Origin of the sequence: Sulfurospirillum arcachonense DSM 9755 (assembly GCF_000597725.1) — a bacterium.
GTDB classification, from domain to species: Bacteria; Campylobacterota; Campylobacteria; order Campylobacterales; family Sulfurospirillaceae; genus Sulfurospirillum_A; species Sulfurospirillum_A arcachonense.
The window spans coordinates 19,529-36,055 of record NZ_JFBL01000021.1 but is presented as its reverse complement, the minus strand read 5'-3'; the positions used below and the strand labels follow the sequence as shown (position 1 = coordinate 36,055).

The following is a 16,527-nucleotide window of genomic DNA, read 5'->3' as shown; positions in this document are numbered from 1 at the left end:
TAAATCAAGTTTTAAACATACCTAAAGTAGTATTGAGTTTTTCCGTCATAGAATTTAAGTGTTCAGCAGCACTTGCTATCTCTTCAACACTTCTTGTATTTTCACCAGAGAGTTCATTTATGGTAAGAACTTTACTTACTATATTATCAACATTTTTACCTGTTTGGATATAGTTATTAATCATCTTTTCATTCACTAGTGTAGCTTTATTCATAACTTTAGTAGTTTGAACAATTTTACTTTGAGCATTTTCAGCAAAGATAGTTAACTTCTGAATCTCTTCAGAGTTTTTATTCATCTCATCACTTGAACCAGAAACAGATTGAACAATAACATTAATCGTAGCATTGATTTCAATAAGAGATTTTTGAGTACGTTCAGCTAATTTTCTAACTTCATCAGCAACAACAGCAAATCCACGTCCATGCTCACCAGCACGGGCTGCTTCAATAGCTGCATTGAGTGCTAAAAGATTTGTTTGGTCAGCAATATCATTGATAACTGTAAGAATCTCTTTTACTTGTTCAGCATCTTGACTTAATTGTGCAATTTTTGCAGCAAGTTCAATCTCTGTTTGTACACTTTTTTCTACGCTTGTTGCCATTAAAACAATTTCATCTTTTGCTTCTTGTAAAGATTTATTTGCTTCTTGAATATCTTCTTTAGCACCATTTGCTTCTTCAATTGAACTATCTATTTCAGTTTTAATATCTTGAGAAATATTAGTTGTCTCAGATATAAGTAATGTTGAATTTTCAACTCTTTCACCTACTTGAAAAGATGTTGTTGAGAGTTCATGAGATACAGAAGAATTTTCGCTACTTAACTGTTTAGCTTCTTGAATGACACTTCTAATTCTTTGAATAAAATTATTTATCTCTTTACTTACTTTAGATATTTCATCTTTTCTCTCAGTGCTTAACTCTTTTGTAAGATCACCATTTCCACTAGCTAAATCTTGAGCATGTAATCTCATATCTGATAATGGTTTTAAAGAAAATGTAATAATCAAATATACAATAAGAATTGATACTAAAATTGAAACAATACCAATAATGATGAATTTTTTTAACAGAGCATTTAATGGTTCTTCCGCTTCGGCTTTATTAGCCAATGATATTAATATCCACGGAGACTCTTCAGAGTGTTTAAAGTAAGATATTTTTTCTTCTCCTTTAAATATATATTCTGATTTGCCTATTTTTTTGGAAATTATTGCATTATAAAGTGTGTCTAATCCCAAATCGGTTAATCTTTTTCCTAAGATTTTCTCACTAGGATGGATAAGAACAGTTCCTTTTTTATCTATTAAAGCCATATATCCAGTTTTTAAGATTTTAACTTTTTTTAGCTTTACATCAATTTCTTTAGCTCTTACTTCACTAGATAGCACACCAAAAAACTTTCCATCTTTATACATAGATTGACCAATAGCTAGATATTTTATATCTTTTCCATCATTGCCTTTATAAGAAAATGGACCAGAGACTGTTGGTTTTTTATCATTTTTCAAAGGATCAGTGTACCAAGGACGTTTTGTTGCATCATAAGTTGCAGGAGGTATCCATCCTGAGGTATCAAAATACTGTCTATCATAATATCCAGCAAAAACAACTGCAATATTCATAATATCACGAGTATCTTTCATATACCCTAAATGTATTTCTTTATCTAGTGGAGCTTTCTCAAGTGTTTTTGCGAGATTAGAGATCAATTTTTTCTTCTCACGAAAAAGTGAGTCAAACTTATTTGTTTCAATATTAAGTGTAGCTAATAATCTATGTTCAATGTCTTCTTGAATATCATGACGAGCTTCGTTATAGCCTATATCTGCTATTATTACTATTACAATTGTCACCAATAGTGAAACTATTAATAATATTTTATTTTTTATTGTCCCCATTTTAGCACTCCCTGTATTGATTATAATATATACTAATATATAAAAAATATATTTACTTTAAATACTAAATAATAATTTTATAAATTAAAAATAATATACTAATTTGTTACAATAAGGAACATTTAAGATAAAATAGAGCTTTCTACTATTTAGAAATTTTATTGATAAGGTGCTAATTTATATCCTTGTTGGAGTAAACTTTTTATTCCACCTTGTAAATTGACTACATTGTAGCCCATATCACCTAAAAAATTAGAGACTACTGTGCTTCTACGTCCTGTGCGACAGATAAGTGCAAACTCTTCATTTTTTTTCACATAGCCACTTAGCATATCTATAAACTTTTGTGCATCATAATTTCCACGTGCATCAAAAAACATGATTGGAATAGAACCTTTTACTATCCCTGTTTCCATCCACTCTGACTTTGTTCTTATATCTATAATCTTATAGCTACTTTGTAATACTTGAGGTGAAATACCTACTGTTTTAACGCCCGCTAATACAAAAGTTGAAATTATTATCAACCCCAATATAACTTTTTTCATTACCACTCCTCATAATTTAATTCTATTTTATATTAATTTAGTTATATACTTATTTAAAATAAATAATTATGTTACAAGTTTAGCTTCTTTTAAAAATGGAGAGTGAATATATTCTATTTTTTTAATCTTATCAAATTTTGCAAAGGAGAGAGCTAACTTGTCTTTTGCCCTCGTTGTAGCAACATAAAAAAGTCTTCTCTCTTCTTCTAAACTCCCACCTTTACTCATTAGTTTTCTATTTGGAAATCTGCCATCCATAAGATCGATTACATACACTTCACTAAATTCTAATCCTTTACTAGCATGAACACTTAGAAGATTAACTCCTTCACCTTCACTCATTTCACTACTTCCTAATGTCAAGGCATTTAAAAATCTTTCACTAGACTTATACCCATTGGCTAAATCTTTCAAAAGGTGCCCTTTTCTAAATATTCTTGCTCTTGCTTCTTTTTTTGCTACTTCATCTACACTACCATCTTTTCTAGTAGAACGAGCTATTGCTAAAGAATCAGCAATAGCATTAAAAATTTCAGAACTCAATATATGATTAACTAAAGTTTGTGGATTTTTAATACGCGTAGAGTTTTTCATATATTTATAAAATGAGTAAATGAACTTTGAGCCCTCAACACTAAGCCTTGCATGTTTTAAAATAGGATTAGATAAGAAAACTTCATCAAAGCCTTCTTTAGAAAACCGGCTCACACTTCCAAATTCATGACAATCATCAAATAATCCCAGCTGATAATTTTTGACTCTTGTTTTAAAAGGATTAGCAATATCTTTTGGATGAAAAAAACCTTGGTATATATCTCCATCACCTAATTTAAAAAGTGCTTCAAAAAACTCTTTAGATAAAGCAGAACCAACACCTTTTGCATACTCGAATACATGTATAAAGGCCATCATATCTTTTGGATTTACAACAACACTTACTAAATCCATCATTGCTTTAACTTCACGAGAATCAAAAAAACTGATCCCCCCTTTTCTCTTACATGTAATGCCTACTTCCCTCAAAGTTGCTTCTATACCATCAGCACTAGAATTATTTCTAAATATCACTGCAATATCATTAAAGTTTGTATTAGAGAGTTTTATTTGGGAAGATATTGACTGGTATTGAGTAAAAAGCTCATTATATATCAAAAGTCTTGGCGCTTCACATTCACCCATTCTTGTCACTTCTAACTTTTTTTCATAAAGTCGTGGATTGTGTTCTATTACACGATTGGCTAAAGAAAGTATTTTAGAAGTCGAGCGATAATTTTTATTTAACTTAAAGATTTTTGCATTATTATAACGTGTTGCAAAAGAACCAATGATGTCTATATTAGCACCATTAAAAGCATAAATACTTTGATCATAATCTCCTACACAAAAAAGTGATTTTTTATTGAAAGTATCAATTAAAGAACCTTGGAGGGTATTTGTATCTTGATATTCATCTACTAAAACTTCAGCAAACTTGATAGTATCATCTGTTTTAAGAATATCTCTCATCAAAATAAGTAAATCATTAAAATCTACATAACCGTACTCTTTTTTTAACTCTTTAAATTCTTCAAAAATATCTTCATATATATCAAAATAGACTCCATGTTCACTTTCATCTTCTTCTAACCACTGTGAAAAACTAAGATCAACGGTTGAGTTTTGATATAAAGAAAATAAATCGTAAAGATATGAAGACTGGTAGGCTTTTATGGGAGAATCTATATGATCAAATCTTCTTCTATCATGTATTGTTTTTAAAAGTATTTTTAAATCTTTTGGCTGTTTTAATGATATTTTACGACCAAGTTTTTTAAGCAATCTATAACTAACTGCATGAAAAGTTCCAGATTCTATTTTATCTACTATTGATTTATCAAAATAAGTGGCAACACGCTCTAACATTTCCGCTGCTGCTTTATTAGTAAAAGTTAAAAGTAAAATATGTTCAGGTTTTACATTCTGTTCTTTTAAAAGGTACGCAATCCTAGCTACAATAGTAGACGTCTTTCCTGTTCCAGCACTTGCTATAATAAGATTTGAGCCAGCTTCCGTTGTAGCTGCTTTATACTGTTCTTCGTTAAGTCTTGATAAAGGCATTAATTTCCTGTCTGAAAGTCTAATTTTTTGCGAATTATAGTCAAACTTTATTGTTTTTTATATTAATTTAAATTGTTATTCACAAAATTGATTTTGTAGTTTTATAATATGAAATAAATATAAAAGAGTTAAAATTATATTTTTTGTCTATTTTCAATGGACTTTAAAGCTTTACTTAAATCCGAATACTTAAAAATATATCCATCTTTTTGTAATCTTTTTGGTAAAACTAGAGAGCCTTTGAAAAAATATTCGGCTCCCTCTCCATATCTAATTTTCATCAATTTTTTTGGTATTTTTAACCAAGCTGGTCTTCCTATTGTCTTACCAAATGTGGACATAAAGCCCTTCATGTTCACACTTTGAGGAGATACAAGATTATAAATACCTTGCATTTTTTTATCTTTAATAGCTCTTTGAAAAACATCTATTACATCATCCATATGTATCCAAGACAAGACTTGTTTTCCATCTCCAGGAATAACTCCAAATCCCATTTTAAAAGCTACTTTTGCTTCATCTAGTATACCACCATTTTTACCTAAAACAGCCCCCAGTCTAAATACTACCGAACGAACTCCAAATGCATCAACTTTTTTTACTTCTTGCTCCCACTCTTTTGCCAATAAAGAGAGATAGTCAGTTCCATAGTTTACAGAAGTATCTTCATGTGTAAAATCTCTTTTGTACACAGATATAGATGATACCGATATATAAAGTAGTGGTTTATTTTGTAAAATTGCTATTTCTTTAATAAGCTTTTTTGTAGTCTCAACTCTACTTATATAAAGTTCATGTTTATACAGTTCATCCCATTTACTAATTATTGGTGCACCACAAAGATTGATAATTACTTCGCATCCATCAATAGAACGATGTAAAGACGCACTATTTTTAAAATGTTCTCGTCCTATTCTCACCACTTCATAACCTTTCATAACCAAGGTTCTTGAAATCTGTGTACCTATAAAACCACTAGCTCCACAAATAGCTATTCTCATTAAAACTCCACATTATCTTAAAATATCTATATATTCTATAGATAGTATTTTAGTGTGTATTTACTTAATAAAAAGATTCATTTTTAATAAAAACTAAAATATTTAATTCTCTACCTTTAATGATTTATTTACCCACATTTTGATATACTCGCGTCAAAATATAAATAAGGCATTTTGTATCATGAGTGAAAAAAGTACAGTTTACAATCCAAAAATAGTAGAAGATTCTTATTATAAGATTTGGGAAGAGCGTGGTTATTTTGAAATAGATGGCAATAAAAGTATACAAAAAGATGGCAAAAACTTTGCTATTATGATGCCTCCTCCAAATGTCACTGGTAGCTTACATATAGGTCATGCACTTACATTTACACTTCAAGACATTATTACTCGTTACAAAAGAATGGATGGTTTTAAAACTCTTTGGCAACCAGGAACTGATCATGCTGGTATTGCTACTCAAAATGTAGTAGAGAAACAACTACTTGCAAAAGGCATAACAAAAGAAGAATTAGGCCGTGAAAAGTTTCTTGAGAAAGTTTGGGAATGGAAAGAGATAAGTGGAAATCAAATCTTCCACCAAATGAGAAAACTCGGAGTAAGCCCTGCATGGAGCCGTGAGAGATTTACAATGGATGAGGGTTTAAAACACTCTGTAAAAAAAGCATTTTTAAAACTTTATAATGAAGGTATGATTGTTCGTGGAAACTACATGGTTAACTGGTGTACACACGATGGAGCATTGAGTGACATAGAAGTTGAATTTGAACAAAATAAAGGAAAGCTTTACCACATAAAGTACCCTATCGAAAATTCAGATGAGTCTATAATAGTAGCAACTACAAGACCTGAAACATACTTTGGTGATACCGCTGTTATGGTTCATCCTGAGGATAAAAGATATTCTCATTTAGTGGGTAAAAATGTTGTTCTCCCTCTCATAGGACGAAAAATAAAAATTATTACAGATGAACATGTTGATATGGAGTTTGGAACAGGTTGTGTTAAAGTAACTCCTGCTCACGACATAAATGACTACGAAGTTGGAAAACGTCATGACTTAGAATTTATCACTATCTTTGATGAAGATGGAATTTTAAATGATGAATGTGGTGATTTTAAAGGACAAGAGCGTTTAGAAGCAAGAAATCCTATTGTAGAGAAACTTGAAGCTGAAGGTTTTGTTGAAAAAATTGAGGATTATGAAAACCAAGTAGGACACTGTTATAGATGCAAAAATGTTGTTGAGCCTTATATCTCAAAACAGTGGTTTGTAAAAAAAGAGATAGCTAATGGTGCAATACAAAAAGTAAATGACCACCTAGCAGAATTTTACCCAAGTCACTGGATAAACTCATTTAACGCTTGGATGAATGAACTTAGAGATTGGTGTATTTCTCGTCAACTTTGGTGGGGACATCAGATACCTGTTTTTTATTGTCGAGAATGTAATCACGAATGGGCAAGCGAGCAAGATACTCAAAGTGAATGTCCTACATGTAAGAGCAAAAATATATACCAAGACCCTGATGTACTAGACACTTGGTTTAGCTCAGGCTTATGGCCATTTTCAACTCTTGGTTGGGGCAATGAAGGTGAATTTGAGAATGAAAAATGGTTTGCAGATGATATGAAAGACTTTTATCCAAACTCTCTTCTTATCACTGGATTTGATATTCTTTTCTTTTGGGTTGCTCGTATGATGTTCCAAGGGGAACATGAATTTAAAGAGTTACCATTTAAAGATATTTATCTTCACGCACTTGTAAAAGATGAACATGGCGCTAAGATGAGTAAATCAAAAGGAAATGTAATTGACCCTCTTGATACAATCGAAGAGTTTAGTGCAGACACTATCCGCTTTACTCTTGCAATCCTTGCTGTTCAAGGTCGTGATATCAAGTTAAGTGGTGAAAAACTAGAGCAGATGAGAAACTTTACAAACAAGCTTTATAATGCTTCAAAATATCTTCTTATGAATGCTGATAGTTTTGCTGATTTGAGTGAAATTGAAATCAAAACTGACCTTGGTCGTTATATGAAATCAAGACTTGCAGTTGCTACAAAAGAAGTTCGTGATTATATGGATTCTTATAGATTTAATGACGCAGCAACTGTTCTTTATAGATTTTTATGGGGAGAGTTTTGTGACTGGGGAATCGAGCTTTCTAAAGCTGAGAAATCAAGTGTAAGTGAACTTGGAGCTATCTTTAAAGAAGCGATGAAACTTACGCACCCATTTATGCCATTTATCTCTGAATTTTTATATCAAGAATTAAGTGATACAAAACTTGAAGATGTTGAATCTATTATGATTAAACCTTATCCAAATGATATACAAAAAGATGAAGAGATAGAAAAAATCTTTGAAATCGTTATTGAGTCTATCGTAAGTATAAGACGTGCAAAAGCAACTATAGAAGTACCTGGTAAAATTGATACACTTTCTATTAAACTTAATGAAAACATAGATTTAAGTAAAGCTGTACCATTTATAAAACTTCTTGGTAAAAGTAGTGAAGTAAACTTTATTACTCAAAAGCTTGAAGATGCAGTTCGTGATGTAAGTGATAACTTAGAGGTTTTTATTCCTCTTAAAGGTGTTGATTTAACGCCTATCATAGAAAGACTTAGTGCTCAAAAAATAAAACTAGAAAAAGAGATACAAAAACTAAGTGGTATGTTAAATAATGAAAGATTTGTTGCAAATGCTCCTAAAGAAGTAGTTGAAACTAATCAAAAAGCACTTAATGATGCAAAATCTAAATTTGATAAAATTGAAGAAGAGTTATCTTCTTTGACAAGTATTTAAAGGTACTTAGTTGATTGAAATTAAAAATTTAGATAAATATTTTGGAAATGATAAAGTTCTCAACAATATTAGTCTAAAAATAGATAAAGGTGAAATTTTCGCTATGGTTGGACATAGTGGAGCTGGAAAGTCAACTCTACTTCGTTGTATCAATGGCTTAGAAAGTTATGAAATAGGAACTCTAAAAGTCTTTGACAAAGAAGTGAAAAATCTTAGCACTACTGAGCTAAAAAGTTTTAGAAAAGATGTTGGAATGATTTTTCAACACTTCTCTTTAATGCAAAGAAAAAATGTATTTGACAATATTGCACTTCCTATGCAAGTGTGGGGATTTAGCAAAGATGAGATAAAAGTGAAAGTCGATGAGTTATTAAAACTCATTGACTTGTCTCATAAAAGTACAGCTTATCCAAGTGAACTCAGTGGTGGGCAAAAACAAAGAGTTGCCATTGCTAGAGCTCTTACGCTTGATCCTCAAATTCTTTTAAGTGATGAAGCGACAAGTGCACTTGACCCAAATACGACTACTTCTATTCTTGATTTATTAAAAAAAATCAATAAAGAGTTAGGAATTACTATCATTATAGTGACTCATGAGATGGATGTTGTTAAAGCTGTAGCCCAAAAAGCTATTTTACTTGAACACGGAAATATTATTGGTCAAGGAGAGATAGAAGACCTATTTTTACAACCCGATAAGAAAATGAAAAAATTCTTGGGTGAAAAAGAGGTAATTCCTGAAGATGGAGAAAATATAAAACTCTATTTTCCAAAAGAGATTGCTCAATACTCTATCATTACACATATGGCAAGAACTTTGAATATAGATTTTAATATAGTTTGGGGAAAACTTGAAAAAATCAATAACCATGTTATAGGAAGTTTAGTTATCAATATAACAGCTAGTGATAAAGAGAGTGTAACTCAATATTTAGATAGTAAAAATGTAACATGGGAGATTTTATAATGTTAGAAAAAATTTTACTCCCTGCTTTGTGGGAAACACTCTATATGAGTTTAAGTTCAACTTTACTTGCTGTAATTTTTGGTTTTATACCCGCAATTGCATTGATTTTAACAGATAAAAATGGTTTAGCTCCAAACATAAAGGTATATAGAGTTTTAGATGTTATTATCAATACTCTACGCTCTTTTCCTTTTATCATTTTGATGATTATCCTTTTTCCAGTTACTAAGATTATTGTAGGAAAAAGTATTGGAACAACTGCAGCGATTGTACCTTTAACAATTGGTGCTGCTCCTTTTGTTGCAAGACTTATTGAGAGTGCATTAAAAGAAGTTGACATAGGAGTTATTGAAGCTGCAAAATCATATGGAGCAAGTAATTTTCAAATTATTTTTAAAGTAATGATAGTAGAAGCATTACCAGGAATAATTTCAGCAATAACATTAACATTAATCACAATTATAGGTTTCTCAGCAATGGCAGGAGCCGTAGGAGGTGGTGGTTTAGGTGATGTAGCCATAAAGTATGGGTACTATCGCTTTAAAACCGACATCATGTTATACACTGTACTAATTCTTATTGTTTTAGTACAGTGTTTCCAATCATTAGGGGATTACCTCTATAAAATTACAAAAAAATAGAAATTATTAAGGAAAAAAATGAAAAAAAGTATTTTAAAATTAACTCTTGGTTTATCTCTAATCGCAGGATTAAGTGGTATTGGTGCAAATGCAAATGATAAAGTTATTCGTATAGGAGCAACTCCTATCCCTCATGTAGAAATATTAGAACAAGTAAAACCAATCCTAGCAAAAGAAGGATATACTCTTGAGATAAAAGAGTTCACAGACTATGTGACTCCAAATCTAGCTGTTGATGATGGCGATTTAGATGCAAACTTCTTCCAACATGTTCCATATTTAAAAGAGTTCAATAAGAACAAAGGAACAGATTTAATCAAAACTGTAAATGTTCATCTTGAACCAATGGGTGTATACTCGGCTAAAATTAAAAACTTAAAAGAGTTAAAAGATGGTGATAGTATTGCTGTACCAAATGATCCTACAAATGAAAACAGAGCATTAGATGTTCTTGAAAATGCAGGTCTTTTAAAGTTTGCTAAAACAGATTTAAAAACAAAAATAGATATTACTGAGAATCCAAGAAACTTTGTTATTGAAGAGATAGACGCACCACAACTTCCTCGTGTATTAGGAGATGTTGCAATAGCTGTAATCAATACAAATTATGCTTTAAGTGCTAATTTAAACCCTACTAAAGATGCTTTAGCAATAGAATCAATCAATTCACCTTATGCAAATATCGTTGTAGTAAAACGTGGTAATGAAAATAAAGCTGGGATTAAAGCCTTAAATAAAGCAATCAATTCAGAAAAAATTCGTGAATTTATAGCTAAAAAATATAAGGGCGCGATTATAGCAGCGTTTTAAGAAAACTAATGGCATTTCTTCATGAAATAATAAACTTTTTAGTACAAACAATTGGCTCACTAGGATACATCGGCATTTTTGCTTTGATGTTCCTAGAGAGCACATTTTTCCCTTTTCCTAGTGAAGTTGTTATGATACCTGCTGGTTTTTTAGCATACAAAGGGGAAATGAACCTCTATATGGTTCTTTTTATGGGAACTTTTGGTTCTCTTTGTGGAGCTCTTTTTAACTATTATCTCTCAAGGTCTCTTGGAAGAAAACTTCTTCTAAAATATGGTCACTATATCTGGTTTGAAGAAGATAAACTTCAAAGAATGGAAAAGTTTTTTAAATCACATGGAGAAATATCTACGTTTAATGGAAGATTAATCCCTGTCATTCGTCAATATATTTCACTCCCTGCTGGTTTATCAAAAATGAATATCTTTAAATTTTCTCTTTATACAAGTTTAGGAGCAGGTATTTGGGTGGCTATTCTTACATTTTTAGGATATATATTAGGTGATAATCAAGAACTTATTAAAGAAAACCTACAATTTATAACAATAATTACGCTAATCAGCATAATTTTTATCTCAATTGTGTATATAAAGATTAAAAAATCAAAAAATTTTTCTTAACATAAGAAAAAAGCATATTACTATTTTGCAATCAAATTGTTATATTTATCTTATATAATGGATTCTATATGACAATAAGGTTATTCAATGGAAAAAAAACAATCAAACTCATTATTACGCATATTTATTATGCTATCTATTCTACTCAGTGGTGCTTGTGCATACCTAATGTTGAACTCTACACAAAAGCCTAATCAGCATAAACTAGTAATTCCTACTATAAAGAAAGATATTATAGCTATTGCACAATATAATGATGACTTTATTACTCTATATACAATGATGCAAACTCAATACAAAGAGTATTTTAATGAATTAGAATCTATTACAACATTGAGTATCCTTGCAAATCAATTAAAATTTGTAACAGAAAAATCATATGATAACCGTAAACGTGAACGATTAACATCTGAAATACGACAATGGATGAGTATAAAAAGACCTTCTTATGTATATATCAAAGCATTAAATGAACAATTGGATATACAACTTAACCGTTTAAATCAAAAATATTCTAAAGAGAATATCCAAGATATTCAAACTACTATTGAAGATATTATATTTAAACTTATTAATCGCTCTTTAGTGCAAAGTAAAATCTACAGTGACAATGCTCAAAGTGCAATGCAAAATATCAACCAAGTAGAAAAAGAGATTAACAAACTAAAGTCCCTTACCATTAATCTCAAATAATCAGTATAAATCCTATTATTTTAGATTAATTTTTTAAGTTTCAAAATAGAATTATTTTTTTATTTATCAATATTGACTTAATCTTCTCCATTAAAAAAAACAACTTTCAGCGAGTTTTAATTAAACCTCGCTGAAAAATATCTTTCCATGTATGAGTTATTAAGCTGATGTTTATAAAATTTAATTTAATTGACTTTATTCTTCTAAACACCTAAAATACCGTATCTTTTTAATATCAGGAATAAACATGATTATAATATTTCCAACAAATGAAGATATTGGTCTTCTAGCAACAATAAATAGTAATTTTGAAAATGCGAAGTTTTATACTTTGATTAAAATAAATTCAAAAGGTGCAGTACTTTCTGTAAAAGCAATTTCTAATAATAAGCTTAATGAGATAGATCCTTATGCTATAGTAACAAGTAAACCAATAAATAATCCCAAATATATCAATACAAGTATATTTATAGATACAACATCTGAAAATGTTGATAAAGCTTTAGTGAAAGTTCTTCAAGAAAAGCTTTTTAATAAAGTTTCGTAAATTTAAAAGAGTTTAGTATTGTCTATAATATAAACTCTTTTCACTTTAAATTTTTAGTTCCAAACCATTTTTCTTCTATTTTTCTAGTTCTTTATTTTTAATAAGTTTTCTTTTGCCCATATCAAATGCATTTAAAAGTTTTTTACATTTGGATTACTTTTTAAAGTTACTAGATATTCTAATGATGAATCAAAAGCGGGTAGTTTTTTAAATTTATCTTACCACCCTTGCTGCTTTAAAATATAATCCCAATTATACTCATACCCAACAAAACCATACTTTTTCATAACTTCTATTTTGCTTTTGGACGAAAGGGTTTTATAACTTCTTCATTACACTCTAAATATGGCCCATCAATCAAATCAATACAATAAGGAACAGCAGGAAAAACTGCATCTAAACACTCTCTTATTGACTTTGGTTTTCCAGGAAGATTTATAATTAAACACTTGCCTCTAATACCTGCTGTTTGACGTGAAAGAATTGCTGTTGGAACATACTGCAAACTCACTTGTCTCATAAGTTCACCAAATCCAGGCATCATTCTATCACATACTTCTTCAGTTGCTTCAGGTGTTAAATCTTTTGGATCAGGACCTGTTCCACCTGTTGTCACGACTAAGCAACATTCTTGAGTATCTACCATATCTTTTAATGCTTCTTTAATAAGTTCTTTATCATCAGGAATAACTTCATAAATACTATCCCATTGGCTCGTTAAATATTCATTGAGTGTATTTATAATAGCTTTTCCGGATAAATCTTCATATACTCCAGCACTTGCTCTATCTGAAAGAGTTAATATTCCTATTTTTATTTCATTCATAATTTATCCTTTTTAGAAAATTATATCATACCTCACCTTTTTCATACCATTTTCTTAACCAAGAATCCAAAGGATACATAAAACGATAAATTGCAGGTACGATAAGAAGTGTCAAAATAGTTGAACTTATGAGCCCACCAATAATAGCAATTGCCATAGGTGCATTACCTTCATGACCAGCACCTTCGCCTAATGCTAAAGGAAGCATTGCCCCAATCATGGCAAATGTTGTCATTAAAATGGGTCTTAACCTCTTTTCCCCTGCTTCTAAAATCGCATCATCAACATGTTTACCTTCTTTTATTGCTTGGTTTGCAAAATCTACAACAAGAATAGCATTTTTACCAACCATACCTAAGAGTAAAATGACACCAATCATAACAAACAAGCTAAAAGGCATATTGGCTAAATATAAACCTAAAACAACCCCTATAAACGAGAGAGGCATTGCTACCATAATAATCAAAGGCTGTATAAGTGACTCATACAAAGCAGCCAAAATTAAGTAAATCAAAATAACTGCTAAAATAATAGCCATTCCAAAAGCCTTATTTGTATCTGCCATTCTTTCTATATCACCAGTAAAACGATAGTTATATCCATCAGGTAATATCTCTCCTATTTTATTTTTTACTCCTGTTACAATACTATCAAGAGGAACACCAAAAAGATTTGACTTTACCAAGATTTTTCTTTCTCTATCAAACCTATTAATTGAAGCAGCCCCTGTAGTCTCTTCTAAATTAATTAATCCTTCAAGCGGAACAAACTCTCCTGTATTAGATTTAACTTGTAATTTTTTTAAATCTCCTACTGCTTCTCTATTAACATCAGAAAATCGTAATGTGATATCAAATTGCCTTCCATCTTGTTCATAATTACTAATAGATGTATCACTAGAAAATGCTGCACCAAATATACTTGCAATCTCTTGAGCGCTTACCCCAAGCCTTTTAGCATTTTCTCTTTGTATAGTGATTTTTACTTCTGGTTTTCCTTTTTCAAAATCACTATCTATATCAACTGCTCCTTTTATACTGCTTAATAGTGATTGAACTTTTATCGATGTATCTTCTAAAACATTTAAATCTGGACCTGTTAAAACAACTTGTACTTTTGCACTGTCTGTTCCTGTATCTATAGCAGGTACTTCTTCAACAACAACTTTTAAATCTTTTAAACTTTTAAACTTATCTCTATATTTTTGTACTATTTGAGCTTGTCTTAAATTTCTTTGTTCTACAGGAACTATTTTAACATAAACCATTGCTTTATGTGTTTCTTTAGCAGTTGTATATCCAATAGTCAATACTGTATACTCAACCATTTTATCTTTACTAAGAGACTCAACAATAGGTTTCATTTTCTCTTTCATACTTTCAAGATTTATACCTATTGGGCCTTTTACAATAATTCTCATTTCACTATTATCTTCCATTGGAACAAAATCCCCACCAATTTTACTTATAAGGGTTCCTGATGCAAATAATATCCCAATTGCACCCAAAATAGTAAGTGTTTTAAATCTCACTAAAGGTTTTAAAATAGCACAATAAGCTTTATCAAGACCTACAAAAAATGGCTCTGTTAAATGAAAAAATTTACTCTCTTTTGCATTTAATACTCTTGCACTTACTGTTGGAATAAACATAATTGCTACTATATAAGAAATTACTACACCTGATGCGACTGTCATGGCAAATGAGTTAAAAAATTTCCCAACAATACCATCCATAAAAGCAACAGGAATAAAAACAGCAAGAAGCATAGCTGAAATCGCTAAAACTGAAAAAGCTATCTCTTTAACTCCTTCAAATGAAGCTTCAAATGGAGCCATCCCTTTTTCCATTTTTTTTGTAATATTTTCTATAACAACAATGGCATCATCAATAAAAATACCTATGGCTAGAGTTAGCCCAATCATAGTAAGTCTATTTAAATCATATCCTAACCAATCAATTATGGCAAAAGTACCTATGATAGAAGTAGGAATAGCTAAAGCTGAAACCAATGTAGCTGTTACATTTCGCAAAAAGAAGAACACAATAATAATAGCTAAAATTGCTCCATAAATAAGATCAAATGTCACTTGATCTATATTTTGTAAAATTTTTCCTGATTGGTCTTGTAAAAGTTTTAAAGTATAATTATCCCCTGAAATTTTAACAAGTTCAGGCATAACTTTTTTAATACCATTTATTATATTTAACGTATTTGTTCCTGAAATCTTTTTAACTTCTAAAACAACCCCAGCTTTTCCATTAAATGAAGAATAGCTCTTTGCATCAGAAAGAGAATCTTCAACACGAGCTATATCTTTTAGTTTAACACCTGGAAGAATTCTAATATTTTTCATATCTTCTATATTTTTAGCATCTGCTCTAGCTTTTAAAACATATTCACTTGATTTTCCTACAAGTTTTCCTCCACTAGCTCTTACATTTTCTCTTGCAATAATCTTTTGCAAATCATTTGCCGTTAAATTATATTTTGTGAGTAAAAATGGATCTGCAAATATACGAACTTCCCTATCCCTAAAACCTACGATATTTATTTCACTAACACCACGTATTCTTTGAAGTCTCGGTTTTATCTTTTCATCAGCTAGTCTCATCAAAGATTGCCAATCATTATTCTTAGTAGCAATAAAAAGACTTACAACCGCACCAGATGTTCCCGCATTTTTTTTAACAATCGGTTTTTCAACTTCACTAGCAAGAACAAGCCCACCAATCTTATCTCTAACATCGTTTGTAGCTTCTGTTATATCTCGTTCTAATTCAAATATCACTGTAACAACACTCATGCCTTCATAACTTGTTGACATAAGTTTATCAATACCATCTATACCAGAAACAGCTTCTTCTACTTTATCAGTAACTTTTGATTCGACACTACTAGGGTCTGCGCCAAAATATTGAGTTTGAATAGTTACTACCGGAAATTCAACATTTGGAAAAAGATTAATTGGCATACTTTTATATGACATCAAGCCAAAAACGATAAAAGACATAACAAGCATTAAAGTACTGATTGGTTTATTTATGGCAAATTTATACATC

At 30.5% G+C, this 16,527-nt stretch carries 13 protein-coding genes; 7 read left to right on the top strand and 6 right to left on the bottom strand.

Annotation, left to right across the window (positions count from 1 at the left end):
* Positions 1–4: 4 nt before the first annotated feature.
* The 4 genes from K354_RS14850 to K354_RS0112975 form a co-directional block, all read right to left on the bottom strand.
* Positions 5–1,903, bottom strand: a complete 1,899-nt coding sequence (locus K354_RS14850) for a methyl-accepting chemotaxis protein (RefSeq protein WP_024955923.1) — start codon at positions 1,901–1,903, stop codon at positions 5–7.
* A 158-nt stretch (positions 1,904–2,061) separates the two neighbouring features.
* A complete protein-coding gene (locus tag K354_RS0112985; protein WP_024955922.1) occupies positions 2,062–2,451 on the bottom strand; it encodes a rhodanese-like domain-containing protein in 390 nt (129 codons plus the stop codon).
* A 66-nt stretch (positions 2,452–2,517) separates the two neighbouring features.
* On the bottom strand, positions 2,518–4,548 hold the full coding sequence (locus K354_RS0112980; protein WP_024955921.1) for an ATP-dependent helicase: 2,031 nt from the start codon (positions 4,546–4,548) through the stop codon (positions 2,518–2,520).
* Between the two features lie 134 nt (positions 4,549–4,682).
* Positions 4,683–5,549, bottom strand: coding sequence for a TIGR01777 family oxidoreductase (locus K354_RS0112975; protein ID WP_024955920.1), 867 nt, complete (start codon positions 5,547–5,549; stop codon positions 4,683–4,685).
* Between the two features lie 181 nt (positions 5,550–5,730).
* On the opposite strand from K354_RS0112975, the gene K354_RS0112970 reads away from it, so the two are divergent.
* The 7 genes from K354_RS0112970 to K354_RS0112940 all read left to right on the top strand — a co-directional run bounded on the left by K354_RS0112970 (position 5,731) and on the right by K354_RS0112940 (position 12,639).
* Positions 5,731–8,361 (top strand): valine--tRNA ligase, encoded by a 2,631-nt coding sequence (locus K354_RS0112970; RefSeq protein ID WP_024955919.1) that lies wholly within the window; start codon positions 5,731–5,733, stop codon positions 8,359–8,361.
* A 10-nt stretch (positions 8,362–8,371) separates the two neighbouring features.
* The gene (locus K354_RS0112965) at positions 8,372–9,328 is read left to right on the top strand and encodes a methionine ABC transporter ATP-binding protein (RefSeq protein ID WP_024955918.1); all 957 of its coding nucleotides are present in this window, start codon (positions 8,372–8,374) and stop codon (positions 9,326–9,328) included.
* Positions 9,328–9,969: a methionine ABC transporter permease gene (locus tag K354_RS0112960; protein WP_245600613.1), complete on the top strand. Its 642-nt coding sequence runs from the start codon at positions 9,328–9,330 to the stop codon at positions 9,967–9,969. The genes K354_RS0112965 and K354_RS0112960 overlap by 1 nt, the downstream gene beginning before the upstream one ends.
* Before the next feature lie 18 nt (positions 9,970–9,987).
* Complete coding sequence (locus K354_RS0112955) at positions 9,988–10,779, top strand: MetQ/NlpA family ABC transporter substrate-binding protein (RefSeq protein WP_024955916.1); 792 nt, start codon at positions 9,988–9,990, stop codon at positions 10,777–10,779.
* Positions 10,780–10,787: 8 nt separating this feature from the next.
* Positions 10,788–11,399: a DedA family protein gene (locus tag K354_RS0112950; protein WP_024955915.1), complete on the top strand. Its 612-nt coding sequence runs from the start codon at positions 10,788–10,790 to the stop codon at positions 11,397–11,399.
* An 87-nt stretch (positions 11,400–11,486) separates the two neighbouring features.
* On the top strand, positions 11,487–12,092 hold the full coding sequence (locus K354_RS0112945) for a hypothetical protein (RefSeq protein ID WP_024955914.1): 606 nt from the start codon (positions 11,487–11,489) through the stop codon (positions 12,090–12,092).
* 247 nt (positions 12,093–12,339) lie between these two features.
* The gene (locus K354_RS0112940; protein ID WP_024955913.1) at positions 12,340–12,639 is read left to right on the top strand and encodes a hypothetical protein; all 300 of its coding nucleotides are present in this window, start codon (positions 12,340–12,342) and stop codon (positions 12,637–12,639) included.
* A gap of 292 nt (positions 12,640–12,931) precedes the next feature.
* On the opposite strand, the gene mog is transcribed toward K354_RS0112940, so the two are convergent.
* A complete protein-coding gene (gene mog, locus K354_RS0112935) occupies positions 12,932–13,465 on the bottom strand; it encodes a molybdopterin adenylyltransferase (RefSeq protein ID WP_024955912.1) in 534 nt (177 codons plus the stop codon).
* 25 nt (positions 13,466–13,490) lie between these two features.
* The gene (locus tag K354_RS0112930) at positions 13,491–16,526 is read right to left on the bottom strand and encodes an efflux RND transporter permease subunit (protein WP_024955911.1); all 3,036 of its coding nucleotides are present in this window, start codon (positions 16,524–16,526) and stop codon (positions 13,491–13,493) included.
* Position 16,527: the final 1 nt, after the last annotated feature.